The following is a 24,506-nucleotide window of genomic DNA, read 5'->3' as shown; positions in this document are numbered from 1 at the left end:
CCAGGGGATCGGCAATGCAGCCCATCCCCGCCGCACTCTGTTTGGCGCCCCTGCAATGCCGCCGAACAGGTTGCACCTGATCGGCCAACAGCCATACATCCAGGCGTGCCTTCGGCACGCAGGGGCGCTTGCCGCGCGGCGTTGGTTGCAGCGCAGCCCCTGGCCCATCGGCCGCTGTTCGTCTTTCCCCAAGTTCATCGCTTTTTCCCGCGACCGTAGCCTGCAGTGCCTGGCCGTCAAGGCGCGCAAAGCCGAGTCCTCGCTGCGCTGCGGGCCGCACCAACCCTGCGCTTCATCCTTGACAGCCAGTCCCTTGCCGGCCCGGTTTTTCGCGGGCGATGAACTCAGGAAAGACGGCGGCAAACAGGGACCGACCCAGGTCTCTGCGCCGAACCAACCAAAGCCAACACCGGGCTCCGAATCTTGGAATCCGGTCGGTTTTGAAAACCACAGGAGGCAGCGCATGCAGACATCGACACCGTGAAATCGACAACCAGTTTTTCTTCATCCATTTTTTTCAACGTCCCGCGAGGGACAGGAGCTATCACCATGAACACCATTACCCATCAAGAAACCCAAGCAGCTTTGCGCGTCGATCGAAACGGCTGTGGTGCCGAGATGAAACGTCACGCCGTGTTGCTCGTGGAGCTTGCGAATGAAATTCCCGACATCCGCGCCGAGGATTTTCTCCATGGGAACAGCGTCCGGCGCGACCACGTGCACGTCGACATTGCGTGCGCGCAGCGATGCCGCCACTTCGAGGCCGATGAAGCTTGCCCCGATCACCACCGCTCGATGTGAAGTCAAAGCCTTGGCGACGAGCGCACGGCTGTCGGCGAGCGTGCGCAAGTAGTGGACATGGCCCAGAGTGGCACCCGGTACGTCGAGCTTTATCGGCTCGGCACCGGTGGCGAGCAGCAGCGCGTCATAGCCGTGGCGGCTGCCGTCCGCGAGCTGCACATGTCGGCTCTTCGCGTCGAGGCTGGCAACGGGCGCGTTCAGTTTCAAGTCGATGTCGTGGTCGATGTAAAACGCCCGAGATCGCAGCGAATTCGACTCTGCGGGCGCCGTGCCCGCCAGGAATCCTTTCGAAAGGTTGGGCCGATCACAGGGGACCGACGCATCGGCGCTCAGCATGGTGATGCGGCCGCCATAGCCTTCGCGACGCAGCGTCTCGGCCGCCTCGTTGCCTGCGGCGCCGGCGCCGAGGATGATCACCGCGTGCGGCTTGTCTTCCTTCAGCGGAATTCGTTGGGGTTCTGCACGGGCGAGCTTCTCGCCGACATAGACGCTGCCGTCTCTCTGCTCGACGTTCCAGCAAGAGACCGGGTCGAGCGCTGGGGGGCGCAGTGTCGCGCCGGTGCGCAGGCTGAAACAGGCATGATGCCAAGGGCACCGAACCGTGTCGCCGACGAGCAGCCCGTCGGCGAGCGGGGCGCCGTAATGCGTGCAAATGGCGCCGATGGCAAACAGCTCGACTCCGCGCCGCGCGAGCAAAACAGGTTCATTGTGCGCATGGCCCAAGAGCATCGCGCCGTCGGCGATTCGCGAAAGTGAAACGCCTTTGACGAGGTCAGGTCCGCTAGGTTCGTTCTTTGTATCGGTCATATGATTTTCCCGAGGCGAAAGATGAGTGGAGTACGCGCAGGTGCCACTCATGCGCGCGTGAGCGCCTTGCCTGAGTGGTGCACGATGGCGGGTTCGCCCGGGTGGTGGTCAGTCTCGCGCACGCTGTACATCGTGTTGTCTGGGTTGGTGCCCATCTTGGACACGCCAGTAACCGTGCCATGGCCGATGGCGCTGCGGTAGTGCCATGACACTTTTGTGCCAACGGGGATCGTGTCGAACGCTTCATTCTTAGTAGCCATATTCATCTCTCCTTCGAGGTAGATGTACTTTCACTTTCCAGCCAATTGCCACCGCATGCACCGTTCGATCACCAAGCGCATCTATTGGTCAAGACGGCAAATGGGGGGTGGATCCGAGGCGTCCGCTATTCGTGACCTTCGACGCCTACGCCATAGACATGCACCATCTGGCCACCGAGCCAGCCCGATACGGCGATAAGTGCTACGCCGACAATCGAAAGCAGCACGGGAGTGCTCATGCCTGCGTCCATTGGGGTGGGACCGCTGGCGCGCAGCCAGATGTTTATCGCGTAGAGCACGACTGCGGTGAGATTGATTGCCATGTGGGTCAAGGCGATTTTCTTGACCGGCGGAGCGCCCCCCTTGTAGTAGAGCAGGTCGATAGCTCCAGGTACAGCCGCGCAGAGCGCGCCGATCAAGCCGCCGACCATGGCAATGAACGCGACGTTGGTCCAGATCTCTGAAGAGGCGCCGGCCAGACGGATCAAATCGCAGGCAAGGGAAAAGATCCAAAGTCCGATTGGAAAGACAACCAGCATCCCGTGGATGGGATGCTTGTAGATGCTCGCGGGAGTACGCATGGGATAACCTTCCTTGATCGCCAGAGAATGTTCACTCTCACCTGAGTTCGTCCGACCGGCGTTACGGTTTCGGACACAGTCACCTCATCTCGACGGTTGCGAGCGACAAATAGAGAAGCTGGAACTGCTCAGCGCCACCATTCTTTTAAAGATCGTACGCGTGACGCGGATCGCGCGTCTGTGCGCTGCCGCACACAATCGGGTGCTGTGCTTAATTGAATACGGCGATCATTGACCTGCTAGGGGCACTACGGCACCTTAGCGCGCTGCACTGCACCAGCAAACCACATACCCGAGACATGTCCGGCACAACGAGCCTGTTCCGATTCCGATTCCGATTCCGATTCCGATTCCGAAGCGATTGCGATTGCGATTGCGATCACGTCGCAATGCTTGATCATCTCGGCTGTCAGCGTGTCACTCGACCCCGAACTCGGACACGTTCGCGAGGTTTTTGCCGTCGACGTGAGATGGTCGGACGGAAGGTTCGACTATACTCATTCGCGTTAACCTGCGCGCACATGAGCCCCCTGAGGGACGCGGTGCCAATCAAGTCACGACCGTCATTTGTGAAATCGCACTCAAACGAGATCGTCAAGACTTCGCCGGACGCTGGAGGGCCTGCTCACTGCCGTGCGCGCGTGCCGCACGTGCGACGCGCGTCTTCCGCTCGGGCCGCGCCCGGTCGTGCAGGCCGGTGCGGCGGCGCGAATTCTCGTCGTCGGACAAGCGCCCGGCGCAAAGGTGCATGTCAGCGGCGTACCGTGGGACGACCGGAGCGGCAAGCGCCTGCGCGATTGGATGGGCATCGATGCCGAGACTTTCTATAACAAGACGCGCATCGCGATCTTGCCGATGGGTTACTGCTACCCGGGGCGGGCTGCGAGCGGCGATCTGCCGCCACGGCGCGAATGCGCTGAATTGTGGCTGGACCGCCTGCTTGCCAAGCTGCCGCGCATCGAGCTCACCTTGCTCGTCGGCCAATATGCGCAAACCCACTTCCTGCGCGATAAAGGTCATGTATCGGTGACGGCGACGACGCGAGGCTGGCGTGCGCACGCGCCCGGGATCATTCCGCTGCCGCATCCTTCGCCGCGCAACGTCGCCTGGTTCATGGCCAATCCCTGGTTCGATGATGAACTACTGCCTGTGTTGCGCCGTAGCGTTCGCCAACTCGTTGCCGACTGAGCCGCCGCGCCGTCGACGCGCTGCTCCGACCGCGGCGTTGTCGCGGGCCGTCGCTTCGCCTCAACGATCATTGAACGACGATGAAAACCGCTGCAGCGTGCTGACCGTCGGCCACTCGACCCGGCCCATCGGGGCGTTCATTGAGTTGCTCGTCGCCCACGGCGTCACGCAATTGGTCGATGTTCGCACCGTGCCGCGCTCGCGCCACAACCCACAGTTCAACAAGGATGCCTTGCCGGCGCCGCTGGCCGCCGCGAACATCGGGTACGCCCACGCAAGCGGCCTCGGCGGCTTTCGGCCGACGACACCGGACTCGCCCAACGCCTCCTAGCGCAACCCGTCGTTTCGTGGTTATGCCGACTACATGCAGACGACCGATTTCGCCGCGAACCTCGCGAGTGTCATCGAGCTCGCCCGAAATGACCGCGTCGCGCTGATGTGCGCCGAAGCGGTACCCTGGCGCGGCCACCGCTCGCTGATCGCCGACGCCTTGCTCGTGCACGGAATCGCCACATGCGAGATCGTCAGTCCGAACCGCCTGCAGCCGCACAAGCTGACTCCGTTTGCCCGCGTCTAGGGCGAGCGAATCACCTACCCGTTCGCCGAGCCGTAGATGGGGTCGCCGATGGCCGAACACGACGTACGCCAGCGATAGCCCGCGCTACATGGGTTCGACCGTTCAGGATCGCGTCTGCCGGGTCCGGAGAGCATCTCCTCGAACACCCATCAGATCGGCACCCGGTAGCCGTAGAACTCGTGATCCTCGTTGTAGCCGCCCTCGCCCGCTCCCAGATCGGCATAGTCGTGCACGAGCTCGATGGCTGCGATCCACTTGACCATCTTGAAGCCGACCTCGTTCTCGCAGCGCAGGCGCAGCGGCGCGCCGTGCAGCACGCTGACAGGTGCGCCATTCATCTCGTAGGCGAGGATCGTCAGCGCGTGGCGCATGTTGGCCAGGCTGTGGGTGTCGTAGTAGCGGCCGCCGTCGCCACCGTCGGCGAGCGAGTAGAGCACAACATAGCGTGCCTCGGCCGTCGGCTTGACGAGGTCGAGGATGTCGCGCACTGGCACGCCGCCCCACTTGGCGACGCCCGACCAGCCCTGGATGCAGAAGTGCGTCGTGATCTGCTCCTGCTTTGGCACCGCCTTCAGCTCGGCGAGCGATAGCTCGACCGGGTTCTCGACCAGGCCGCCGACCCGCAGCCGGTAGCCGGCAAAGTCGGTTGCGACGAGCGCATCGAACTCGGCCGACTTCGGCATCGTGCCGTTGGGCCAGAAGTAAGGCGAGATGTCTTGCTCGGTGAGTTGGCTCTTCGCGTCCCACGACTGGGTCGCCGCACCGAACGGCCGGCTCATGAATTCACCGATTCTTTGCACCAGTCGCGCATGGCGCAAGGTGAACGGCGAGGCCCACCACCAAGCGACTGCCACCAGCAAAATGGCCGGGACGAAGATCGCAAAGCCACTCCAGGAGTTGTCGTGCACCCCCGCCCACATCATGTTGAGGTTGACGCGAGCGTCGGTAACGAAGACGAGCGTCACATGGGCTAGGATGAAGAGCAAGAACCACCAGAGCGCGATGAAATGGATCGAGCGGGCCTTTTGCCGGTTCAGCACCCGGCCGAACCAGCCGAGCCGGTTCGAGATCGCCGGGCTTTGCATCAAGCCGGTGATGATCGATGTAGGCGCGGCAATAAAGACGGTGATGAAGTAGGCAAGCTGCTGCATGCCGTTGTAGCGCGTCCAGCTCTCGTCGACAGGAAACGTGAGCGAGAGGTATTGCAGCGCCGTCGAGACGGCGTTCGGAAAGACGTCGCATGTCGTCGGGACGATGCGCAGCCACTGGCCGGTGGCGAACAGAAGAACGTAGTAGACGATGCCGTTGATCATCCAGAGTAGCGTCACCGAGAAGTGCCACCAGCGCGCCAAGCCGATCGAGTGGCGGATGCCAGGAATACCGAGCCAGGAAGGCAAGGTGACCGAGTCGTCCTTCGCCGTCCAGATCCGGCCGGTCGGCACTGCGGTCTGGAAGCGAAACCATTCGGTCCCGGGCGTGCAGTCGCGCTTCCAGTAGAGCCGCGGATGGTCGGCAAGAATCTGCACTCCGGCACGGATGATGAAGGCCATGAAAAACAGGTTGAGGAAATGCTGCAATCTCAACCAGCCTGGGAACCCGGTCGTGACCGGCAGCGCGGAGGTCGGAATGCCTGGGTAGCGCATCAGGAATTCCTGCACAACCGGGACTTGTCGCAAGGCTTGAGATACGGCCACGCCGATCACGAGCAGCACGAAAATCAGCGGCAAAGCCCAGAGGACATTGACCCAATGCCGGCCGAACCGAACCTTCGGCACGACGCCGGCCTGCGGCGGCAGCCAATGGTTCAAACGGACGCGGTCGTCGGCGGCGCTGAGCGCTCCCTCAAGAGGATCATGCGTGCTCACTGACGAGCGCCCCCGAGCCCCAAAATGACGATTTTCCCTGTCACAACTTCAGTCGGCCAAAGAATGGAAGTGAAGCCTACTGCGACCGCGACCTTCTGGTCGCCGTTAGCAGTGTAGGTGATGACTCCCCCGCCGATGGCGCCGCCAATTTTCAGCGCCGCCAATTTTCTGCCCCCATAGCCGTTGGCCAGTGGCGGCATTCAGCGCATAAAAATTTCCGCCCATGTCGCCGAAGAAGACGAGCCCTCCAGCTGTGGGGGTCATGCCACTTAGGATCGGGTAATTCGACTTCAGCCGCCACTTCCACACGCCGGTGTCAGCGTCAACTGCGTAGACCCATCCCGCCCACTGCCCGAACGAGTCGGGTTTGCCATAGGTGTCATAAGGATTGTGCGTCGCCATTGCGGACCATGGCTGGCCGGGGGTCACCTTCTGAATCTCTTCGTCCTTTTGCAGCGTCACCGTGGCGCACCAATCGACTTCTCCGATCAGGATGAGATTGGTCGCCGGGTCGTAGGCGGGACCATTCCATTCCGCTCCGCCCACCGTGCCCGGACAGAAATGGACGAGCTTCCCGACCGCAAAAGTTGCGTCTACGTTCTCGACGCGAGTAACCGGCGTGCGGTACAGCAAAGCATTGGTGGCCAAATCGAAGCCATAGAGGTGACCATCTTTGGGTGCGACCGACAGCAGTCTCTTGCCACCCCGAGTACGTATCAAGGCAGGCGCGGTGGATACGTCCCAGTCGTGCCAGTCCTTGGGTACGAGCTTGAAATGGTTCTTATAGGCTCCGGACTTGGCATCGAGGACGACGACCGAGCCGGAATACAGATTCCCGCCCTCGCGCGGACCGCTTGCGAAGTCGGGTGCGGGATTACCGCCAGGGATGTACAACTCCCCAGTGGTCGGGTCTAGCGTGTAAGAGGTCCACGTAGCACCACCGGTGATTGGGATGCCCGAGGCGTTTCGCCAAGTTGTCAGTTCGAGCGGCGTCGCGCCTTGCGGACCGCGGGTCAGGTCGCCCTCCGTCTTCGGGACCAGATAGAACTCCCAGACGATCTTGCCGGTCTTCGCCTCGAGCGCATACATGCGCCCTTTCACGCCCTTGTTGTCTCCGCCGGCATTGCCGATGAAGACCAGTCCGTTCCACGCAATCGGCGCGGCAGGTGTCGACTCGCCGAGCTTCGGGTTCGCGATGGTCGTTTCCCAGACCCGTTTGCCGGTCTTGAAGTCGTACGCCAGCACACGCCCATCCTCGGTGCCGCGAAACAGCAGGCCGTCCAGGTAGGCGGCGCCGCGGTTGACCGCCAGGGCGCTGGCCGGAATGTACTCCTCGTGCGTCCGCCAGTTCTCGCGGCAGGTCGCAGGATCCAGCGAGAAAATGTCGTGTTCCGTGGTTCCGATCATGGCACCATTGACAACGATCAAGCCGGGTTCGAAGGCGGTGTATTGCCGGGTATCATAGGTGCAGAGAACCTCTAGCCGGCCAATGTTGGCCGTGGTGAGCTGATTGAGCGGCGAGTTGCGTTCCGACGTGAGCGTTTTGTTGTAACTCGGCCAGTCATCGGCGCTTACCGCCGGCAGGGACGCCGCTGTCGACGCATTCATCTGGACCTCTGCACTCGTCGACGCCGCCGCCTCTTCTGTAGTCGTTGTGCCAGACGGAGCGGTTAACGTCCGCACGAAATTGATCGCCATGCCGGCCAGCGGCACTGCTTTGTCCCAATACGCGTAGATCACGCCGGCTGCGCTCGCGCTGACGATGAGCAGGACGCCAGCAGCAAGGATGATCTTGTTCTTGAGTTCCACAGGCTCTCCTTCGCGTCTCAGAGACTACCTGGCCGGGCCAGGAGCATTCGTCAGGGTATGCCTCCGACCATCACAGTGTGCACCCGCAGGGCCCGCGCCGTCTGTTCGGTAACGCACTATTGATCTTTCGCTAAATCATGACCGCTGACGATGTATTGCGTTGTACAGCGACCAAGGTCGCTACGCGTCACCGTCAGTCGGTTTGTCTGCATGTGCCACGCGCGCCGCGAGAGCACCGAGCAACTGCCCTCACACGTCCGGACTCGCTACGACATCGAATGTCGCAGATCGTTTCGCGCAAAGGCACCCGCTCTGCTCGAACCGTCGAACCATTAAACGATCAGCGCTGAACGTAAATATTCATCACTGTACTCCCCTCTTAGCCGACTTTCGCCGGAGCAGGTTTGCTCATAGTCGCGGCGCCCCCAAACTTGTGATGCTTAAAACGGTGCCGGATCGGTGCCGTATCGAACCGTAACGATAGGCCGATCCTGATTCGCGTGTACCGCGCTGACGGCCCATCGAAATGGACTGAATCGAGAAATCACAAAAGGGGTAGCGCATGGTGCCGACCGGCGTGCTGATTGGCCAGATCACGATGATTTTCGCCACCGCATTGCTGGGGCTATGGAGCGCCACCCAGTGGACTAAGCTTTCCTCGATATTTCGTCTGCCATCAGATGATTTTTATGCTGCCAGCTTTTCCTGATTTTGATCACCCCTCCAGCGATGGAGCTACTGGATCGGTGATTGATAGCCGAGCGTTGAGTGCTGGCGGATTCGGTTATAAAAGACTGCGATATATTCAAAGCTCGCGGCCCTCATTTCAGCATGGGTAGCGTAGTGCATGCCGTGGGTGTAGTCACCGTAGTTGCGACATGTTGACTTGAGTTGCTCGCAACAGCGCAAGAAAAATTGATCGCTATTGGATCGCTGGCAGGGAACGATTCCGTCAACGCTTCATCAAGGGCTGCGTCCAAATGTTTTAATTTCAGTTCGTTGGCCGTGTCATTCTCGCTCGTGTCAGCCAGCGTTAGATTTAAAGTCGGTGCATCAGCCTTCGAAGACGGGAGTTCAGGTATCTCTGCCTGTGCTGCCCACTTCGCATAACATTGCAACCCACAGAAGTAGGCTACATAATCAACCGCCTCGGCCACCTTTGCTTCGGACAGCGGCACCTCCTTTCGGCATTGTGCGCATGGAATTGTTGTCATATTGGCATCTTTTTTGTTCTGTGACATCATGTTTCTCCAGTAGCGATGGAGCCATAGCGTCCTTACGTATGGGCTGGTTGCAAGCAATGAACAATCCGTTAGCGCATCAACAGGTAGTATTTATCCTTGATCTTGGCCCACTCGTCCGCATCGGGCGGAGCAGCCTTCCTCTTAATGATCGGTTTCCAGCTGCGTGCTAGTTCGAGGTTGAGCGCAATAAAACGCGTATGATCTTGTGGGACGTCATCTTCTGCAAAAATCGCGTCAACCGGGCATTCCACAACGCACAACATGCAATTGATGCAATCATCCGGTTCGATTGCCAGGAAATTCGTCCCCTCGCGGAATGCATCAGTCGGGCAAACGTCTACGCAATGCGTGTATTTGCATTTGATGCAGCTTTCGGTCACGACGAATGTCATGCAATTTCTTTCAATGTCACCCATCGGTGGTCACGAATTGCAGTTGCGTTCGTCATAGCGAGTTCTTGACCATCGTCAACCGGATTTGCTCGATTGCCCGTGATGGCGCGAGCCCCTTGGGACACACTTCGGTGCAGTTCATGATCGTACGGCAGCGAAATAGCCGATAAACATCGTTCAAGTCGTCGAGACGTTCCTGCGTGGCCCGATCCCGACTGTCAACGATGAAGCGTTCGGCCTGCAGCAGGCCGGCTGGCCCGACGAATTTGTCTGGGTTCCACCATGATGACGGACATTGACTGGTACAGCATCCGCACAAGATGCACTCATAAAGACCGTCGAGCTTATCGCGTTCCTGCGGCGACTGCAGGCGCTCCTTTTCTGGAGGAGGTTCATCGTTGATCAGATAAGGCTTGATGGAGTGATACTGTTTGAAGAACTGGGTCATGTCGACCACCAGGTCGCGGATCACCGGAAAGCTTGGCAAGGGACGCAACACCACCGGTTCCTTGAGATCCCATACCCGAGTGATGCACGCTAGTCCGTTGCGGCCATTGATATTGATTGCGTCCGAACCGCACACGCCTTCACGACATGATTTTCTGATGGTCAGCGAATCATCTTGCATCTTGATGCGCAGAATAACGTCCAGCAACATCCGGTCGGTTGCTTCCAACTCAATTTCATAGTCCTGCATGTACGGCTTTTTATCTTGTTCCGGATTGAAGCGAAAAATTGAAAATTTCATTGTGTCTCCCGATTCCTTATGTTTTTGAAATGCAGGTCAGCCGTTCGCCTGCCACAAGATGCGAATCACCCATGCGCCAAGTCCGATCAGGCCGAGCACCAGCAACGCCAGAGTTCCAACGCGAACGGCAAGCGGTTTGACGTAGTCGAGAATGACATCGCGCAGGCCGACCCACATGTGCGCCAACAAAGCAGCGCAGAAAACGAACGCGGCGATGCTGATCACTGGGCTCACGATCCAGGCATGCCAAGCTAGATACGATGAAGGCCGGTCAAACAGAAAATGTGCTAGCAGAAACACGAGGAACATCAGCATGTAGACTGCGGTCACGCGCTGCACCAGCCACGCGCGCAGGCCGGAAACGGCCCGTCTCAAAACAATGCTCCTGCAGCCAGCAGCGCCACGGCGATCCCGCCAAGGTTCACGCTCCACGCGCTACGCCGCGCGGCTGGCAAGCGCGAACCGATGTCAATGTCGCTCAACAGATGTCGCACGCCAGCCAATAGATGGTGTGCCAGCGCCCAGATGAAGGCGAGCGCAACAACCTTGAGAGCCGCATGCCCGAACAGCTCGCTTACCCAAGCATAGGTTTGCGGGCCTTGCAGCGACAGATCGAGCAGATAGACGCAGAACGGGATGCCGATCGCCAGCAAAATGCCGGTGATCCGATGGGTGATCGATGTCACGGCGCCAACCGGCATTTGAATCTGGGTCAAGTTGAAGAATACGGCTCTTCTCATTTCGACCTCTGTGGTGATTTTGCGTGTTGGTCGGAAAGCGACTCGATCCGTTCGCGCAGCACGGGCAAGAGTTCATGTTCAAACCAAGGGTTACGCTTGAACCATGGCGTGTTGCGCGCCGAAGGGTGCGGCAATGGAAGATATTCAGGCACAAACTCGCGCCATGCCTTGACCGTTTCAGTCAATGACGGCTTGCGGCGATTGCCCAGGAAATGCCGTTGCGCATGCAGACCGATCAGTAGAGTCAATTCAACTCTTGGCAACTTCGTCAATAAATGATCGAGCCACAAGGTCGCGCATTCCCGGCGCGGCGGCAAGTCACCGCCATTCCCCCGGCCAGGATAACAATATCCCATTGGAATAATTGCAATTTGCGATTCGTCATAAAACCGCGCAACGTCCAGCCCCATCCATTTTCGCAGACGTTCTCCGCTTGGATCATCCCATGGCGTCCCAGAAGCATGTACTCGAGCACCCGGCGCTTGACCCACGATGAGGATGCGCGCCGCTTCGCCGACCTGCAATATCGGACGCGGACCGAGCGGCAAGTGTGGTACGCAAGCACGACATTTTCGTACTGCGACCAACAACATGCCAAGGGTGGGATATTTCGTTTTATTCACAATATCCTTCAAATGTGCTGCGTACTCGCTGATTCAATTGCTTACCCTGTGCAACGCCGACTCTTTGTGTATTGCGATGTGGTCGCTCTTGTCACTCTGAATTTCATATTGTGGTTCATCCTTGCTCGCATGATGCGTATAGCCCTTGTAAGCAACGTCCTTTGTGTGTGTTTTGATAATTTTTCCGGAGACGTGCCCAGCCTCCGAATTCCAGGTAACGTGATCACCAACTTTGAATTTGAGTGTCATGGCTCGACTTTCATTAAAATTTACGTTACAAGTTACGGTTGCTCATGCCGATCAAGCGTGAGCGGCGGATAGGTGATTTGAGTCCCATCAACGTGGGCGAAGGTTGTCAGCGCGTGTGGTTTGCGTCCCTTCGGCCCAATAATGTCCTCGACGCGAATGCCTCGGACCAGAAGCGCGTCGCCGATCATCGATCGATGGCAGCGCCAAGGAACCGCTTCTGCGCACATCAAGACACAACGCTCAGTACGCGCCAAGTTTGCGACCGATTGAACGTTCTCGGCGAATTCCGATGTCTGCATGTAATCTGCATAGCCTCGAAACGAAAGATTGTGCCACCCGGCGTTGGGAGAATCGGCTCTCGCATGGCGCAATCCTCCGAGACCAGGAAGATGTTTATAAGAAATTTTGACTGCGTCTAATGATGTCGGGAGCGCATCTTGATTGAACTGCGGATTATGGCGTGACCGAGGTACGGTTCTCACATCCAGCACTCGGACAATTTCATTGATTTGAAGCAGATCGAGAAATATGTCCAGCGGTCGATTCGAATGGCCAATCGTGCAGATGAGCGGTTCTGTCGCTGCGATGTCGATATTCATGGAGATAGAAAAAGTTATGAAAGGCGCTTACGCGCCATGCAACAAAATGGTGACAAGTACGGAGGAATCTTCTACTGCCTTTAGTGCGTGGACCTCGCCGCCGGCCAAGCATATTAGATCTCCCTCGCGCATCAACTGGTTAGTTCCCGCAGCCGAAAACTCTATACTTCCCTCGATGCATTGAACGGTAATTTCACCTGTAACTTGGTGCGTTGGCATTGACTTACCTGCCAGAAGAACCATACGAAACACTTCAAGGCGGTCCGATTTGTAGAGCGTTTTCGTGGTTGCGTTTTTGAGATCGCTTTTATATTGACGAATGTCAATCAATTCACCCGACAACGCATGATGCTGAGCCATAACTGTTCCTTGGAATTCTTTGATTAGTAACTATTGCTGAGGTACCTGGTTTCGCGCGACGCTGAAAGTCACATTGCATCTCCATCTGCCGCGTTGCGGCCACAGAGAATAAATGGTTGCATTCAGACGGTACGCCCCATGTCGAGCATGCGTCTGTGCGCTAACGCACTCTTGCACGAGCGGTCGCGACTCTGGCAGAGTCAGTCGTGATTTTCACTTTTTGATAAAGCAAATTATGAAAATAACTTAACAGTTGATTTCCTTGAATTTAGCCGCGTTTTAACTATATATCCACCAACCAATAAGCTGCGGCTGGGGCCGCTGCCGACCAAGGCCGAGACAGTCAAAATCACCATTGCGCTCACCACTGCGTTGAAGACCGATTTGGAACGCTACGCCGCGCAACATGCTCAGAACTACGGCGAGCCGATTGATGCCACTACGCTGATCCCGCACATGCTCCGCTCGAAGCGTTCATGGTGCGGGATCGCGGCTTCAAGAAGAGCAAGGCGAAGTGATGCACAACCACGCCGCGTGAGCGCAATCGGAATACGCTCATGCACGCCTGAGCGAGTTTTCAATAGATGCCGGAAAGATCACCATCACAGGACCGTATTTATATCGGCCGTTGCAATGCACGCAGCAACAGCCCTGCTGATGGAGAAGATCATGAACAAAGCAGATCGAAGTTTGCAGGCCGCGAGGTCGAACAACGACTCTGATGCAAACGACCTGCACGGCATGCCGCTACCACGACTGATCGCGCCGAATATCTTGCCGTTCCGACGCACGATCCGCCGTCCCGAGTTGCGACAAATCGTGCCTCTGGCCGACACCACGATCTACGACATGGAACGGCGCGGCGAATTTCCGCGCAGGTTCAATCTAACCGCACGCTGCGTGGTGTGGGATTTGACGGAGGTAGAGGAATGGCTTGATGCGCGCCGCCAAGCTTCCGACAGCGCGCAGCTAAAACGAGCCCCCTCGCCGGACGTGCGTCAGCGCAAGCACCGCCCCGTCAAAGCAACGCCTGTGTCGTGATGATCTTCATCGACGGGGGCAGCAACGTCGGGGTGTGCGATTCGCCGGCCACCCAGGTGTCAACCATGTCGGCCCACTCTTGCAGCATGTGGCGGCGCTGCTCGGCGTATTCAGCCTTGTTGTAGATGCCGCGTGATGAACGGCCATCTTCGTGGGCAAGACACTTCTCGATCCAGTCACTGTTGAAGCCCAACTCGTTGAGGATGGTCGAACCGGTGCGGCGCAGGTCATGCACAGTGAAATTTTCGATTGGCAGACCCTTCGCTTTCGACCGCTCCACGACTATCTGCCCGACGCGGTTCAGCGTAGCGTTCGACATACACTTGTCGCCGTCATAGCGCGAAGGCAACAGGTATCTTGAGCCACCGGCGCAGGTGCGCAGTGCGATCATGATGTCGAGCGCCTGCTGCGACAGATAGATGTTGTGGGCCTTGCCGGCCTTCATGCGGGCTTTTGGGATAGTCCACAGTGCATTCTCGAAGTCGATCTCATCCCATGTCGCGTGGATCAGTTCGCCTTTGCGCACCAGCGTGAGCAAGATCAGCCGCAGACCCAGTTTGATGGTCGGGTACGAAGCGACGTACTCCAACTGCTTGAGCATGATGCGTATCTCGGACGGCGACAGCGCTCGATCCCGTGCCACGAAAGTGGCGATCGACGATGGTCCAACGTCGTCGGCAGGGTTGGCCACCTTCTCGCCGTGCAGGATGGCAAAACCGTAGATTTGCTTGATGATGTCGCGGACATGGATTGCCGTTGCTGGCGCTCCCCGCCCCTTCACCTTGTCGCACAGATCGCGCAGGTCATCAGGACTGATCTCGCTCAGCAAGCGGCTCTTGAACACAGGCAGGATGTCCCGGTCAAGGATGCTCTTGCGCATCGACCGCGTGCTGTCGGCCATCCGCGCACCCTCGTACCACTCGTCGGTAAATTCCTGGAAGGTTTTGGCGTCCGAAAGGCGCCTCTTCTCTCGCTGCTTTTCCTGCGCCGGGGACTGTCCTTCCGAAACTGCCCGCTTCGCGTCGATGCACTTTTCGCGTGCACGGGCCAGCGACAGACCGCCTGGCCCATAACGGCCAATCGTCAGCGTTTCGCGCCTGCTATTGATCCGGTAGTCATAACGGAACGTGACGGTACCCGCCGTCGAGACCGTCACATACATGCCATCCCTGTCCGTCACCTTGTAGGGAGCATCCTTGGGTTTGAGATTCTTCAGTGCGGTATCGGTCAGCATGGTGTACTCCTGAGAACGGCAATTTTACCGTCAATGGCTCAAAAGACACAGAATGCTCTGAAACCCGCATGAATACTAGCTCTTTCTCTTATTTTTTACCGTCATAGCCGAAAACAGTCAGACGGTAAATATTTTTAGATGACTTGCCTAGCTTTCATTACCGTCAGGATTACCGACAAAAAGTTTCGCTTGTCATCAATAGATGCCGATAGCTTTCTTGACATAAACTTATATAAATCAATAAGTTAAGTGACTTTTCCGATAGTCCGCGAAAGCTGCCGAAAGACCTAAAATCACTCCCATTCGATCGTGGCTGGTGGTTTACCGGAGATATCATAAACAACGCGGTTGATGCCACGTACTTCGTTAATAATACGGTTAGATACTTTACCTAACAACTCATGCGGCAAATGTGCCCAATGTGCTGTCATAAAATCTTGGGTTTGTACTGCACGCAAAGCGACTACATATTCATACGTACGGCCATCGCCCATCACGCCGACTGATTTGACCGGCAAAAATACGGCGAATGCCTGACTGGTCGCGTCATACCAGGACATGGCTTTGTCCGCGGCCAAACCTTCAACTTGAGTATTACGCAATTCCTCAATAAAAATCGCATCGGCACGACGCAATAAATCGGCGAATTCTTTTTTCACCTCGCCCAAAATCCTGACGCCCAAACCTGGACCCGGGAAAGGATGGCGATACACCATGCCATGCGGCAAACCAAGTGCTACACCGAGTTTACGAACCTCATCTTTGAACAATTCACGCAAAGGCTCAAGCAATTTCAAATTTAGCGTATCTGGCAGACCACCTACATTGTGATGACTCTTGATCGTGTGCGAACCTTTTTTGCCCTTGCCTGCACTTTCGATCACATCGGGATAAATCGTCCCTTGCGCCAGCCATTTTGCGTTTTCGAGCTTGGCGGATTCTACCTGGAACACTTCAACAAACTCACGTCCAATGATTTTACGCTTGGCCTCTGGATCAGTAATACCAGTCAAATGTCCCATAAACTGGGCAGTTGCATCGACATGAATCACTTTGACACCGAGATTATTGGCAAACATTTCCATGACCATTTTGCCTTCATCCAGACGCAACAATCCATGGTCGACAAATACGCAAGTTAATTGATCACCGATTGCGCGATGGATCAATGCAGCAGCCACGCTGCTGTCGACGCCTCCAGATAAACCCAGAATGACTTCATCGCTACCAACTTGTGCACGAATAGACGCGACTGCTTCGGCGATATAGTCAGGCATATTCCAATCCGATGTACAGCCACAAATATCGTGTACAAAACGGGCAATAATCGCCTCGCCTTGCAGAGTATGAGTAACTTCGGGATGGAATTGGACCGCATAAAACCGGCGATCCTCGTCTGCCATCGCAGCAATCGGGCAATTGTCTGTTGATGCCATTAGTTTAAAACCGGCCGGCATTTCATTCACTTTATCGCCGTGGCTCATCCAGACTTTGAGCATGCCATGACCTTCTGGTGTGACGAAATCATGGATATCCTTAAGCAAAGCGGTATGGCTACGCGCTCTTACCTCTGCATAGCCAAACTCGCGGACTTTACCGGTTTCTACCTTGCCGCCCAATTGCTCGGCCATGGTTTGCATGCCATAACAAATTCCTAATACGGGAACACCAGCGTCATACACAGCCATTGGTGCGCGTGGTGTATCGCCCTCAGTCACACTACTTGGGCCACCAGATAAAATAATACCGGCAGCACCATAGTTACGAATAAATTCGTCACTAACATCGTAAGGATGTACTTCAGAAAATACGCCTGTATCGCGGACACGACGAGCGATTAGTTGTGTGACTTGTGAACCGAAGTCAAGAATGAGAATTTTGGAATGCATAGCGTTGGATGTAAGGTCTGATTAGTAATTCGGTAGGTAATTCGGCAAGTAAATTCGGTCTGCAAGCTCATTCAATAAGTTAGATCAATAGCCCGGTCAAATAATGATATCGGGCTGATCAATTGTCGCTTGCGCCACATGATTGCTGCCTGCTTGCTTCGCTGATAACAGCGCTTTTTCTGCGAGACTAATTAAAACCTCTGGTTCTGCAGTAGGAAACATATCGGTCGAAACGATGCCAGCACTGACGGTCAAGCTGACTAACTCTTGCTCTATAGTGTCCGGATGCGACATCACTGATATTCTGATACGCTCAGCCACTGCAGTTGCAACCAAATGCGAGGCGCCGGGCAAGACGATCAAAAAAATATCGTTGCCAAACCGACCCAATGCATCAAACGGACGAACACATGAGCGAATACGACTAACAACCCGGATCATCGCTATATCGCTGAAAGCTATCCCGTGCTTATCTCTGATGCTGAGTATCTGATCGAGAGTAGAAAAAATCAATGACAGTGGCTTTTCAGCCTTGCTACATCGCTCCATCTCAATTTTGAGCGAGCGAACAATCGCGGCTTTATTCCAGGTACCTAAAACCGGATCAATTAATGAATCGCGCTTGAGACTGCGATTTTGTTTGATCAATTCCAGCTGAGCCTGATGCATGACGCCAAATGCTATTTCACGCTCAATCAAAACAGCTAAATCAGCGAGCAAGAGGCGAGATTCATCATCGAATTCACGTGCCTGATAGTCGATCAGTACAATATTGCCAATAATATTATTAGCCTGATCAGTAATCGGGTACGCGACATAAAAACGAATATATGGCGCGCCCGATACCAACTCATGCGTCGATAGAACAGGATGATTTGCCGCATCTCCGGCGACTAACAAATCGCTGGCTAGTGGAAGACTCTGGCAAAACATGGCTTCAAATGATGCCATAGAGCGTTCATTGGGATCAAATCTAGTAGAAAAATCACCCAAATTAATAAGGCAATTTGACACATTAAACAGTCTTAATGCGACGCGTTCAAACCTTGCGATCTTGACTTCAAATGTCTCCGAAGGAAGGCCGCTACTGCCCACGTTCATTTGAATTGATGTCGTCAGGCTAGAACGTTCTAGCTGTGTTGCCATGTCTCGCCTTCTATTTTTATGCAAACTGGGCCAAGCGGGCCGTCCACCGATATGTCTTAATCAATCAGCCCGATAGTTTGGAGCCTCTTTCGTGATCTGGACATCATGAACATGCGATTCTTTCATACCAGCAGAAGTAATTTCAACGAACTCTGCTTTGGTATGCAAGTCTTCGATAGAAGCACAACCGCAATAGCCCATGGAGGAGCGCACACCACCAACTAACTGGTACAGAATAGCTAAAACGCTACCTTTGTAGGCTACGCGTCCTTCAATTCCTTCAGGAACCAGTTTATCGGCGTTGTTAGAAGCATCTTGGAAATAACGATCAGCGGAACCGTCTGCCATTGCTCCCAGACTTCCCATGCCGCGGTAGGATTTATAACTACGTCCCTGGAACAAAATAACTTCGCCAGGCGCTTCTTCAGTACCGGCAAACATGCTTCCCATCATCACAGTTGATGCACCTGCGGCTAAGGCCTTAGATACGTCACCAGAAAAACGCACGCCACCATCAGCAATACATGGCACTCCAGTACCTTTAAGTGCATTCGCGACATTCGCGATCGCGGTGATTTGCGGCACACCAACGCCAGCAACAATCCTTGTGGTACAAATAGATCCTGGACCTATACCAACTTTCACAGCATCAGCACCATGTTCAACTAGCGCTAACGCTGCGGCGGCTGTGGCGATATTGCCACCAATGACTTCGATATGCGGATAATTTGTTTTTACCCAGCGAACCCGATCGAGTACGCCCTTAGAGTGGCCGTGTGCAGTATCAACAACAATTACATCGACCCCTGCTTTAGCAAGTAAATCGATACGTTCATCATTATCAGCACCAACACCAACGGCAGCACCGACACGCAGCTTGCCATGTTCATCTTTAGATGCAAATGGATGCTCGGTCGATTTTTGAATATCTTTGACTGTAATCAATCCACGTAATTCGAATTGATCGTCAACAACTAAAACACGCTCAAGCCTATGCTTGTTCATTAAACGCTTAGCCTCGGCGAGATCGGCGCCCTCTTTGACAAAAACAAGTTTGTTGCGTGGTGTCATCTTGGCGCGGACTTCTGCATCAAGTTCTTCTTCAAAACGCAGGTCACGATTTGTGATAATTCCAACAACTGCCTTACCTTCAACTACTGGAAAACCACTGATGCCATGCTGCTGGGACAGCGCAATGACATCACGGATTTTCATCGTCGGCGGAATCGTAATTGGATCACGCAATACACCAGATTCAAAACGCTTAACCTTAGCAACTTCTCTTGCCTGCTCTTTTGCAGTAAGATTTTTATGAACAATACCAATACCACCTTCCTGAGCCATGGCAATCGCCAATCTAGCTTCAGTAACGGTATCCATTGCAGCCGATACCAAAGGGATATTAAGTTTGATATTACGCGTTAAAAACGTTGTAAGGGATGTATCTTTAGGGAGGATGTCCGAGTACGCTGGAACGAGTAGCACGTCATCAAAAGTGAGTGCTTTTTGGAGTAAACGCATAGTATTTCCTATAGGCGCAAAACCGAATTATACAGAAAACTTGCAGACTCGTCTTGCCATGTGTAAAACTCTTATAATTATAGTTGGTAATTATTTGAAAGTAGATTATGTCAATACATCAGGTTCGTTTAATTTCGGGCACGTTGATAGCAGTAGTTTTAGCTACAGTGATGCCAATTTCTGCGCATGCGCAATATGTCTGGCTTGACGAAAAAGGTACTAGGCAGTTCTCAGACATGCCACCGCCTAGCAATACTCCTAAAAACCGAATTATAAAAACACCATATAAGAGTACTGAAGATAAACAGACCACAAATTCCGGCGTCACCTCAGATAATGCAGACGCAAATTCTGCGGCAAATAAACTTCAAAAACCGGTAACAACGGCAACTAAAAACGAAGATTTTCAAAAGAGGCGTGCAGAACAAGCTGACGCAGAAAAAAAGGCTGCTGAAGAAGCTCAAAATAAAGCAGATAAAGCGAAGAATTGTGAACGAGCAAAAACCTATCAACAAGCCTTAGATTCCGGTATACGAATCACCACCACAGACAAAAATGGTGAGAAAAACTATATGGATGATACGCAAAGATCCAAAGAAGCTGCTGATACGAAACGTGCGCTAGCTGGATGCCAGTAATTGCTGGGTATGTTTTTTAGCCCTACGACGACGAGCGTCCATTGGATTGGCGACTAGCGGGCGATAAATTTCTACTCGGTCGCCAGACTGCAAAATATAGTCTTTTAATTTTAGCTTACCGAATACACCAAATTTGAATGTATCAAGATTAATTTCTTTATGCAAATCACATATATTGCATTGCTCAATTGCCCCTAACAACGTCGTTTTTGTCGATACAGAAATATCTAGCAGAGTTATATCCAATTTATTGGAATAACAAATTTTGATAGCAATTTTATTTTCACTGTCCATACAGTTTTTCAGCACGAGCACAAAAAGAATCGACGAAGCTATTAGCAATTTTACTAAAAACAGGACCAATCAAATGTTCTAAGAGTTTGCTAGAAAATTCGTAATTCAAATCAAATTCAATTTTGCAGGCATCCTCGCGTAACTCGGTAAATCTCCATCTTCCAAGTAACTGTTTAAAGGGACCATCTACCAAATTCATTTCCATCAAATTTGGCGGGGTATTTGTATTTTTTGTGGTGAATTGCTGCTTAATCCCATGATAATTGATGGATAATGTAGCGACCAAATCTTGTTCGGTTCTTTGCGCGACATCAACATCACCACACCATGGCAAAAATTGAGGATAATCCTCAACTCTTTCCACTAGCGCAAACATTTTTGCTGCGCTGTAAGGAATAAAAACCGTTTTGTGTACAACTGCCATTGATCAGATCCATTTGCTAAAATCACATTCTAAATTTTAACCGACACACTCCTTTTCCATATAAAAAAACGCAAATTTATTGCGTAAAAAATTAATGGTAGTAGGAATTACACTGATTTTTATATTGCATGAGTATTGCTGATAACAAAAAAGCATTCCACGATTATTTTGTGGAAGAACAATTCGAGGCGGGCATTGTATTGCAGGGCTGGGAAGTTAAGTCTATACGAGCTGGTCGAGTCCAACTGAAAGAAGCTTATGTAATCGTCAAAGGTGGCGAGATCTTTCTATTTGGTGCGCATATTGGTGCTTTACCAACCGCATCTACACATATCCATCCAGATTCTGTGCGCACTCGCAAGCTACTGTTGAACGCAGAAGAAATTAAGAAGCTGATAGGCAAGGTTGATCGGGCGGGCTACACATTAGTACCACTCAATATGCATTACACAAATGGAAGGGTTAAATGCCAAATAGGTCTGGCAAAAGGTAAGAAGCAACACGACAAACGAGATACGGAAAAAGAACGTGATTGGCAACGAGAACAACAAAAAATTATGAAACAAAATCGCCGCTAACTTTTACTTCTAACAGATGTTACTTGGCGGGCACATAAAGTTCTTGTCCTGCATCTTGGATCTGCCTCCTCAAAGCACGGCGCTCATCTGCAGTCAAACGACTGCGTTTCTGACTGATAGCGGCTTTACCATCTAGGCGACTTGAATTTTTTTTTGCTTCGCCTGGATCATCAACAGAACTCTCACTGACAACTTCTTTGTTAATTTTTTTTTCTTCTTGGCGGTGTATTTGTACCTCTTTGTGTTCAGCTTGTCGATTATTGTTTAGTGCTCGTACGACACCTCCCCCTTTAGAATGGCCAGGCTCGGCCGATGCACTAAATGTAGTGGCCAGCAGCAGAGCAAAAACAAAGCTATATCGTGTGTAAAGTATATTCATTTAGTGTTTAAAAAAGCTACGCAGAATTTGGGATAGAATTAACTTTCATTTAATTGAATCAAATAAAATTTATCTACTTTATATTGTTGTATCACTATATTTTATAGATTACCTTCAGTCTATGCGCTGTTATATTCGTACCACGCAGCAAATCGGTAAAGTATGTAACAGTTTGTAATCCATCATTAAAAAAGATAGTTAATTTTATTTCTGACGGTAACATAACAAAATGAATAATATAAATCCTGCCACTGACAATCCGAATGGCAATAAAGCCAAAATCTTAGTTGTGGATGACGACGTCCGTTTGAGAGACTTATTACGTCGGTATCTGACAGAACAAGGATTTAATGTCGTTAGCGCAGAAAACGCTCAAGCAATGAACAAGCTTTGGATACGAGAGCGTTACGACATGTTGGTTCTTGATTTAATGCTTCCAGGAGAAGATGGGCTTGCAATTTGTCGTCGTCTTCGTGGGGCTGGCGATCAGACCCCAATTATTATGCTGACGGCAAAAGGGGAAGAGGTTGATCGCATTATTGGTTTGGAGATGGGGGCTGACGATTATTTACCAAAGCCATTTAGCCCACGCGAACTTGTCGCTCGCATAAACGCTGTATTGCGACGAAAAGTACCGAGTGAATTACCTGGCGCGCCCTCAGAAGGTGCTCAAACATTCGAATTTGGAAATTTTATTCTAGATCTTGCTACTCGTACACTGAAAAAAAATAGCGAAAATATTAGCTTAACCACTGGTGAGTTTTCAGTGCTCAAAGTATTCGCACGACACGCTAGACAACCGCTTTCACGTGAAAAATTGATGGAATTAGCCCGAGGTCGTGAATATGAAGTTTTTGACCGCAGTTTAGATGTACAAATTTCACGTCTTAGAAAATTAATAGAACCAGATCCTTCAAACCCACTTTATATACAGACTGTTTGGGGCTTAGGTTATGTATTTATACCTGACGGTCAGTCACGCTAAATCAATCTAATTTTGAACAATTAGAAAAATTAGATTGATTTTAAAACACTTCAAATGACTTAGAACTCTAATTGTCATTTAAAAAACATACATCAATGCGTCCTTATTTTAATAACTTTGAATGGCCTAAAAGTGGGCTGTTCTGGCGCACATTTTTTCTACTAGCATTACTCGTAATGAGTAGCATGGCAGTTTGGTTTGCAAGCTTTAGAATGGTGGAAAGAGCGCCTAGAGCACAACAAATAGCTGCACAAATATCATCTATAGTCACAATTACTCGCGCAGCCTTAACTCATTCAGCACCAGATAAGCGCCGTGAACTATTATTTGATCTTGCTAGCAACGATGGGATTCGTGTCTATTTATTGGAAGAAACTGATGATATTGAGGCGCAAGACCAAACACCTGCGTTTGAGCAACTACGTTCATCTATTCAAAAAAAATTAGGTAACCATACCCGTTTCGCAAAAAAAATGAACGATGTGGAGGGATTTTGGGTTAGTTTTGAAATTGATGACGATAAATACTGGTTAAGATTAGATCAAGGACGTATAGAACAAGCTACCGGAATACAAGTATTAGGATGGGCTGCAATTACCTTATTTTTAACCTTAGTTGGTGCTGCGATTATTTCAAAATTAGTCAACGACCCTTTAGCAAGAATTAGTGTTGCGGCACGCACTTTAGCCAAAGGCAATCGACCCAAGCCACTACCTGAAAAAGGACCAAAAGAAATTAAAGAAACGAATGCTAGCTTCAATCAAATGATGGAAGATTTAGAGCGTATAGATTCGGATCGGTCAATTATTCTGGCGGGCATATCGCACGACTTAAGGACTCCTTTAGCGCGCATGCAACTTGAAGTGGAAATGGCAAGTTTGTCAGATGAATCAAGACAAGGAATGCAATCGGATCTTGGTCAAATGGATGAAATAATAGGGCAGTTTCTTGATTATGCAAAACCTCTCGATACAATTGCATTCGATCAAGTTGATTTGAGTGATTTACTTTTTTATATAACCGAGGAGTCATCTCGTTTAACAGACGTACAAATATATTCTTCGATACTCCCCAACATGCAAATATTTGGAAGTGAAATCGAGCTAAAGCGACTATTTAGTAACCTTATTGAAAATGCCCGGCGTTACGGAAAGACATCCAATACAGATATAGTAAAAATTGATATTCACTCAGAATATAAAAATAAAGAAAAAAAACATGGCTTGCTCATCACCATAAGAGATTACGGTAATGGCGTGGCAAACGAGGATTTAGGTCGTTTATTACGCCCTTTCACTCGAGGAGACACTTCCCGTAGTCAAGCAAATGGATCAGGGCTAGGATTAGCGATAGTAGATAGGATAGTCAAACGACACGGAGGCACTCTTCGCATTTTTAATCACGTCGACGGTGGATTTGTTGTAAGCATTTCGCTGTAGATCCAGCACTATTCAAACGGAGGGGTAAAGCACCCGAACCCTGGGGTGAACTATGCGGTTCTGAAGGTGGGATATGCGTTTTAGAGGGAAAGAAA

General features: G+C 52.3%; 31 protein-coding genes and 3 pseudogenes. 11 read left to right on the top strand and 23 right to left on the bottom strand.

Annotated elements, in window-relative coordinates; genetic code table 11:
* Window positions 1-504: 504 nt before the first annotated feature.
* The 4 genes from AAKU61_RS17865 to AAKU61_RS17850 all read right to left on the bottom strand — a co-directional run bounded on the left by AAKU61_RS17865 (window position 505) and on the right by AAKU61_RS17850 (window position 2,832).
* Complete coding sequence (locus AAKU61_RS17865; protein WP_354334443.1) at window positions 505-1,608, bottom strand: FAD-dependent oxidoreductase; 1,104 nt, start codon at window positions 1,606-1,608, stop codon at window positions 505-507.
* A gap of 47 nt (window positions 1,609-1,655) precedes the next feature.
* Complete coding sequence (locus AAKU61_RS17860; RefSeq protein ID WP_326941186.1) at window positions 1,656-1,868, bottom strand: hypothetical protein; 213 nt, start codon at window positions 1,866-1,868, stop codon at window positions 1,656-1,658.
* Window positions 1,869-1,993: 125 nt separating this feature from the next.
* The gene (locus AAKU61_RS17855) at window positions 1,994-2,449 is read right to left on the bottom strand and encodes a DUF2231 domain-containing protein (protein WP_326941187.1); all 456 of its coding nucleotides are present in this window, start codon (window positions 2,447-2,449) and stop codon (window positions 1,994-1,996) included.
* A gap of 248 nt (window positions 2,450-2,697) precedes the next feature.
* The gene (locus tag AAKU61_RS17850) at window positions 2,698-2,832 is read right to left on the bottom strand and encodes a hypothetical protein (protein WP_354334441.1); all 135 of its coding nucleotides are present in this window, start codon (window positions 2,830-2,832) and stop codon (window positions 2,698-2,700) included.
* A gap of 229 nt (window positions 2,833-3,061) precedes the next feature.
* Between AAKU61_RS17850 and AAKU61_RS17845 the strand changes: the two genes are divergently transcribed.
* Together AAKU61_RS17845 and AAKU61_RS17840 are read left to right on the top strand one after the other, a co-directional pair.
* The gene (locus AAKU61_RS17845; protein WP_354334466.1) at window positions 3,062-3,637 is read left to right on the top strand and encodes a uracil-DNA glycosylase family protein; all 576 of its coding nucleotides are present in this window, start codon (window positions 3,062-3,064) and stop codon (window positions 3,635-3,637) included.
* Window positions 3,582-4,214 (top strand): annotated as a pseudogene (locus AAKU61_RS17840) (DUF488 domain-containing protein). Before AAKU61_RS17845 ends, AAKU61_RS17840 begins: the two are co-directional and overlap by 56 nt.
* 149 nt (window positions 4,215-4,363) lie before the next feature.
* Here AAKU61_RS17840 and AAKU61_RS17835 read toward each other — a convergent pair.
* Together AAKU61_RS17835 and AAKU61_RS17830 are read right to left on the bottom strand one after the other, a co-directional pair.
* The gene (locus tag AAKU61_RS17835; RefSeq protein WP_354334439.1) at window positions 4,364-6,079 is read right to left on the bottom strand and encodes a molybdopterin-dependent oxidoreductase; all 1,716 of its coding nucleotides are present in this window, start codon (window positions 6,077-6,079) and stop codon (window positions 4,364-4,366) included.
* 105 nt (window positions 6,080-6,184) lie between these two features.
* Window positions 6,185-7,888, bottom strand: a complete 1,704-nt coding sequence (locus AAKU61_RS17830; RefSeq protein ID WP_354334438.1) for an outer membrane protein assembly factor BamB family protein — start codon at window positions 7,886-7,888, stop codon at window positions 6,185-6,187.
* 137 nt (window positions 7,889-8,025) lie between these two features.
* On the opposite strand from AAKU61_RS17830, the gene AAKU61_RS17825 reads away from it, so the two are divergent.
* Both AAKU61_RS17825 and AAKU61_RS17820 read left to right on the top strand, forming a co-directional pair.
* On the top strand, window positions 8,026-8,238 hold the full coding sequence (locus AAKU61_RS17825; protein WP_354334436.1) for a hypothetical protein: 213 nt from the start codon (window positions 8,026-8,028) through the stop codon (window positions 8,236-8,238).
* Window positions 8,239-8,450: 212 nt separating this feature from the next.
* On the top strand, window positions 8,451-8,597 hold the full coding sequence (locus AAKU61_RS17820) for a hypothetical protein (protein ID WP_354334434.1): 147 nt from the start codon (window positions 8,451-8,453) through the stop codon (window positions 8,595-8,597).
* Window positions 8,598-8,623: 26 nt separating this feature from the next.
* Here the strand turns inward: AAKU61_RS17820 and AAKU61_RS17815 are convergent.
* The 10 genes and pseudogenes from AAKU61_RS17815 to AAKU61_RS17770 form a co-directional block, all read right to left on the bottom strand.
* Window positions 8,624-8,719, bottom strand: a pseudogene (locus tag AAKU61_RS17815) (IS3 family transposase); the annotation flags it as partial.
* Window positions 8,710-9,102, bottom strand: coding sequence for a DUF3330 domain-containing protein (locus AAKU61_RS17810; protein ID WP_354334465.1), 393 nt, complete (start codon window positions 9,100-9,102; stop codon window positions 8,710-8,712). The pseudogene AAKU61_RS17815 and the gene AAKU61_RS17810, both read right to left, overlap by 10 nt.
* Before the next feature lie 98 nt (window positions 9,103-9,200).
* The gene (gene fdxA, locus AAKU61_RS17805; RefSeq protein WP_354334432.1) at window positions 9,201-9,524 is read right to left on the bottom strand and encodes a ferredoxin FdxA; all 324 of its coding nucleotides are present in this window, start codon (window positions 9,522-9,524) and stop codon (window positions 9,201-9,203) included.
* 52 nt (window positions 9,525-9,576) lie between these two features.
* Entirely contained in the window at window positions 9,577-10,272 is a 696-nt protein-coding gene (locus AAKU61_RS17800; protein WP_354334431.1) for a succinate dehydrogenase iron-sulfur subunit, read from the bottom strand.
* A 36-nt stretch (window positions 10,273-10,308) separates the two neighbouring features.
* The gene (gene sdhD, locus AAKU61_RS17795) at window positions 10,309-10,647 is read right to left on the bottom strand and encodes a succinate dehydrogenase, hydrophobic membrane anchor protein (protein ID WP_354334429.1); all 339 of its coding nucleotides are present in this window, start codon (window positions 10,645-10,647) and stop codon (window positions 10,309-10,311) included.
* Entirely contained in the window at window positions 10,644-11,012 is a 369-nt protein-coding gene (gene sdhC, locus AAKU61_RS17790; RefSeq protein ID WP_354334427.1) for a succinate dehydrogenase, cytochrome b556 subunit, read from the bottom strand. The genes sdhD and sdhC overlap by 4 nt, the downstream gene beginning before the upstream one ends.
* Window positions 11,009-11,605: a uracil-DNA glycosylase family protein gene (locus tag AAKU61_RS17785; protein ID WP_354334463.1), complete on the bottom strand. Its 597-nt coding sequence runs from the start codon at window positions 11,603-11,605 to the stop codon at window positions 11,009-11,011. Before AAKU61_RS17785 ends, sdhC begins: the two co-directional genes overlap by 4 nt.
* 63 nt (window positions 11,606-11,668) lie before the next feature.
* Complete coding sequence (locus tag AAKU61_RS17780; protein WP_326941197.1) at window positions 11,669-11,884, bottom strand: hypervirulence associated TUDOR domain-containing protein; 216 nt, start codon at window positions 11,882-11,884, stop codon at window positions 11,669-11,671.
* 32 nt (window positions 11,885-11,916) lie between these two features.
* A complete protein-coding gene (locus AAKU61_RS17775; RefSeq protein ID WP_354334425.1) occupies window positions 11,917-12,483 on the bottom strand; it encodes a DUF488 domain-containing protein in 567 nt (188 codons plus the stop codon).
* A gap of 27 nt (window positions 12,484-12,510) precedes the next feature.
* A complete protein-coding gene (locus AAKU61_RS17770) occupies window positions 12,511-12,843 on the bottom strand; it encodes a cupin domain-containing protein (protein WP_326941199.1) in 333 nt (110 codons plus the stop codon).
* Window positions 12,844-13,128: 285 nt separating this feature from the next.
* On the opposite strand from AAKU61_RS17770, the pseudogene AAKU61_RS17765 reads away from it, so the two are divergent.
* Window positions 13,129-13,361 (top strand): annotated as a pseudogene (locus tag AAKU61_RS17765) (DUF2274 domain-containing protein).
* Between the two features lie 151 nt (window positions 13,362-13,512).
* Window positions 13,513-13,884, top strand: a complete 372-nt coding sequence (locus AAKU61_RS17760) for a helix-turn-helix transcriptional regulator (RefSeq protein WP_354334423.1) — start codon at window positions 13,513-13,515, stop codon at window positions 13,882-13,884.
* Here AAKU61_RS17760 and AAKU61_RS17755 read toward each other — a convergent pair.
* From AAKU61_RS17755 to guaB, 4 genes are all read right to left on the bottom strand, one after another.
* Window positions 13,862-15,118 (bottom strand): tyrosine-type recombinase/integrase, encoded by a 1,257-nt coding sequence (locus tag AAKU61_RS17755; RefSeq protein WP_354334422.1) that lies wholly within the window; start codon window positions 15,116-15,118, stop codon window positions 13,862-13,864. The genes AAKU61_RS17760 and AAKU61_RS17755 overlap by 23 nt on opposite strands.
* Window positions 15,119-15,411: 293 nt before the next feature.
* The gene (gene guaA, locus AAKU61_RS17750; protein WP_354334420.1) at window positions 15,412-17,007 is read right to left on the bottom strand and encodes a glutamine-hydrolyzing GMP synthase; all 1,596 of its coding nucleotides are present in this window, start codon (window positions 17,005-17,007) and stop codon (window positions 15,412-15,414) included.
* A 96-nt stretch (window positions 17,008-17,103) separates the two neighbouring features.
* Entirely contained in the window at window positions 17,104-18,153 is a 1,050-nt protein-coding gene (locus AAKU61_RS17745; RefSeq protein WP_354334418.1) for a GGDEF domain-containing protein, read from the bottom strand.
* A gap of 60 nt (window positions 18,154-18,213) precedes the next feature.
* A complete protein-coding gene (gene guaB / locus AAKU61_RS17740) occupies window positions 18,214-19,674 on the bottom strand; it encodes an IMP dehydrogenase (RefSeq protein ID WP_354334416.1) in 1,461 nt (486 codons plus the stop codon).
* 107 nt (window positions 19,675-19,781) lie between these two features.
* Here guaB and AAKU61_RS17735 point away from each other — a divergent pair, with 107 nt between their 5' ends.
* A complete protein-coding gene (locus AAKU61_RS17735; protein ID WP_354334414.1) occupies window positions 19,782-20,312 on the top strand; it encodes a DUF4124 domain-containing protein in 531 nt (176 codons plus the stop codon).
* Here AAKU61_RS17735 and AAKU61_RS17730 read toward each other — a convergent pair.
* The gene (locus AAKU61_RS17730) at window positions 20,295-20,606 is read right to left on the bottom strand and encodes an RnfH family protein (RefSeq protein ID WP_354334412.1); all 312 of its coding nucleotides are present in this window, start codon (window positions 20,604-20,606) and stop codon (window positions 20,295-20,297) included. The two genes, AAKU61_RS17735 and AAKU61_RS17730, sit on opposite strands and share 18 nt — an antisense overlap.
* Window positions 20,596-21,030 carry a type II toxin-antitoxin system RatA family toxin gene (locus AAKU61_RS17725; RefSeq protein ID WP_354334410.1) on the bottom strand — a complete coding sequence of 145 codons (435 nt, stop codon included), beginning with the start codon at window positions 21,028-21,030 and terminating at the stop codon, window positions 20,596-20,598. Before AAKU61_RS17725 ends, AAKU61_RS17730 begins: the two co-directional genes overlap by 11 nt.
* A 128-nt stretch (window positions 21,031-21,158) precedes the next feature.
* Here AAKU61_RS17725 and smpB point away from each other — a divergent pair, with 128 nt between their 5' ends.
* On the top strand, window positions 21,159-21,608 hold the full coding sequence (smpB, locus tag AAKU61_RS17720) for an SsrA-binding protein SmpB (protein WP_354334409.1): 450 nt from the start codon (window positions 21,159-21,161) through the stop codon (window positions 21,606-21,608).
* 19 nt (window positions 21,609-21,627) lie between these two features.
* On the opposite strand, the gene AAKU61_RS17715 is transcribed toward smpB, so the two are convergent.
* Window positions 21,628-21,987, bottom strand: a complete 360-nt coding sequence (locus tag AAKU61_RS17715; RefSeq protein ID WP_354334407.1) for a hypothetical protein — start codon at window positions 21,985-21,987, stop codon at window positions 21,628-21,630.
* Window positions 21,988-22,216: 229 nt separating this feature from the next.
* On the opposite strand from AAKU61_RS17715, the gene ompR reads away from it, so the two are divergent.
* The 3 genes from ompR to AAKU61_RS17700 all read left to right on the top strand — a co-directional run bounded on the left by ompR (window position 22,217) and on the right by AAKU61_RS17700 (window position 24,495).
* Window positions 22,217-22,972, top strand: coding sequence for an osmolarity response regulator transcription factor OmpR (ompR, locus tag AAKU61_RS17710; protein ID WP_354334405.1), 756 nt, complete (start codon window positions 22,217-22,219; stop codon window positions 22,970-22,972).
* Between the two features lie 95 nt (window positions 22,973-23,067).
* Entirely contained in the window at window positions 23,068-24,411 is a 1,344-nt protein-coding gene (locus AAKU61_RS17705) for an ATP-binding protein (RefSeq protein ID WP_354334461.1), read from the top strand.
* Window positions 24,412-24,495 (top strand): acyloxyacyl hydrolase, encoded by an 84-nt coding sequence (locus AAKU61_RS17700; RefSeq protein WP_354334459.1) that lies wholly within the window; start codon window positions 24,412-24,414, stop codon window positions 24,493-24,495.
* Window positions 24,496-24,506: the final 11 nt, after the last annotated feature.

Origin of the sequence: Undibacterium sp. GrIS 1.2 (assembly GCF_040544435.1) — a bacterium.
In the GTDB taxonomy this organism is placed as follows: domain Bacteria; phylum Pseudomonadota; class Gammaproteobacteria; order Burkholderiales; family Burkholderiaceae_D; genus Undibacterium.
The sequence above is the reverse complement of the archived record's forward strand: the minus strand, read 5'-3'. Positions and strand labels throughout refer to the sequence as shown.

Bases quoted from the DNA above. Each gene is read 5' to 3' on its own strand.
- AAKU61_RS17800 (WP_354334431.1), bottom strand. From the start codon at position 10,272: ATGAAATTTTCAATTTTTCGCTTCAATCCGGAACAAGATAAAAAGCCG.
- AAKU61_RS17825 (WP_354334436.1), top strand. From the start codon at position 8,026: ATGACCGCTGACGATGTATTGCGTTGTACAGCGACCAAGGTCGCTACG.
- AAKU61_RS17810 (WP_354334465.1), bottom strand. From the start codon at position 9,102: ATGACAACAATTCCATGCGCACAATGCCGAAAGGAGGTGCCGCTGTCC.
- ompR (WP_354334405.1), top strand. From the start codon at position 22,217: ATGAATAATATAAATCCTGCCACTGACAATCCGAATGGCAATAAAGCC.
- AAKU61_RS17820 (WP_354334434.1), top strand. From the start codon at position 8,451: ATGGTGCCGACCGGCGTGCTGATTGGCCAGATCACGATGATTTTCGCC.
- AAKU61_RS17855 (WP_326941187.1), bottom strand. From the start codon at position 2,449: ATGCGTACTCCCGCGAGCATCTACAAGCATCCCATCCACGGGATGCTG.
- smpB (WP_354334409.1), top strand. From the start codon at position 21,159: ATGAGTATTGCTGATAACAAAAAAGCATTCCACGATTATTTTGTGGAA.
- fdxA (WP_354334432.1), bottom strand. From the start codon at position 9,524: ATGACATTCGTCGTGACCGAAAGCTGCATCAAATGCAAATACACGCAT.
- AAKU61_RS17775 (WP_354334425.1), bottom strand. From the start codon at position 12,483: ATGAATATCGACATCGCAGCGACAGAACCGCTCATCTGCACGATTGGC.
- AAKU61_RS17730 (WP_354334412.1), bottom strand. From the start codon at position 20,606: ATGGACAGTGAAAATAAAATTGCTATCAAAATTTGTTATTCCAATAAA.
- AAKU61_RS17725 (WP_354334410.1), bottom strand. From the start codon at position 21,030: ATGGCAGTTGTACACAAAACGGTTTTTATTCCTTACAGCGCAGCAAAA.
- AAKU61_RS17785 (WP_354334463.1), bottom strand. From the start codon at position 11,605: ATGTTGTTGGTCGCAGTACGAAAATGTCGTGCTTGCGTACCACACTTG.
- guaA (WP_354334420.1), bottom strand. From the start codon at position 17,007: ATGCATTCCAAAATTCTCATTCTTGACTTCGGTTCACAAGTCACACAA.
- AAKU61_RS17860 (WP_326941186.1), bottom strand. From the start codon at position 1,868: ATGGCTACTAAGAATGAAGCGTTCGACACGATCCCCGTTGGCACAAAA.
- AAKU61_RS17705 (WP_354334461.1), top strand. From the start codon at position 23,068: ATGCGTCCTTATTTTAATAACTTTGAATGGCCTAAAAGTGGGCTGTTC.
- AAKU61_RS17780 (WP_326941197.1), bottom strand. From the start codon at position 11,884: ATGACACTCAAATTCAAAGTTGGTGATCACGTTACCTGGAATTCGGAG.
- AAKU61_RS17745 (WP_354334418.1), bottom strand. From the start codon at position 18,153: ATGGCAACACAGCTAGAACGTTCTAGCCTGACGACATCAATTCAAATG.
- AAKU61_RS17865 (WP_354334443.1), bottom strand. From the start codon at position 1,608: ATGACCGATACAAAGAACGAACCTAGCGGACCTGACCTCGTCAAAGGC.
- AAKU61_RS17770 (WP_326941199.1), bottom strand. From the start codon at position 12,843: ATGGCTCAGCATCATGCGTTGTCGGGTGAATTGATTGACATTCGTCAA.
- AAKU61_RS17755 (WP_354334422.1), bottom strand. From the start codon at position 15,118: ATGCTGACCGATACCGCACTGAAGAATCTCAAACCCAAGGATGCTCCC.
- AAKU61_RS17760 (WP_354334423.1), top strand. From the start codon at position 13,513: ATGAACAAAGCAGATCGAAGTTTGCAGGCCGCGAGGTCGAACAACGAC.
- sdhC (WP_354334427.1), bottom strand. From the start codon at position 11,012: ATGAGAAGAGCCGTATTCTTCAACTTGACCCAGATTCAAATGCCGGTT.
- AAKU61_RS17715 (WP_354334407.1), bottom strand. From the start codon at position 21,987: ATGAATATACTTTACACACGATATAGCTTTGTTTTTGCTCTGCTGCTG.
- guaB (WP_354334416.1), bottom strand. From the start codon at position 19,674: ATGCGTTTACTCCAAAAAGCACTCACTTTTGATGACGTGCTACTCGTT.
- AAKU61_RS17735 (WP_354334414.1), top strand. From the start codon at position 19,782: ATGTCAATACATCAGGTTCGTTTAATTTCGGGCACGTTGATAGCAGTA.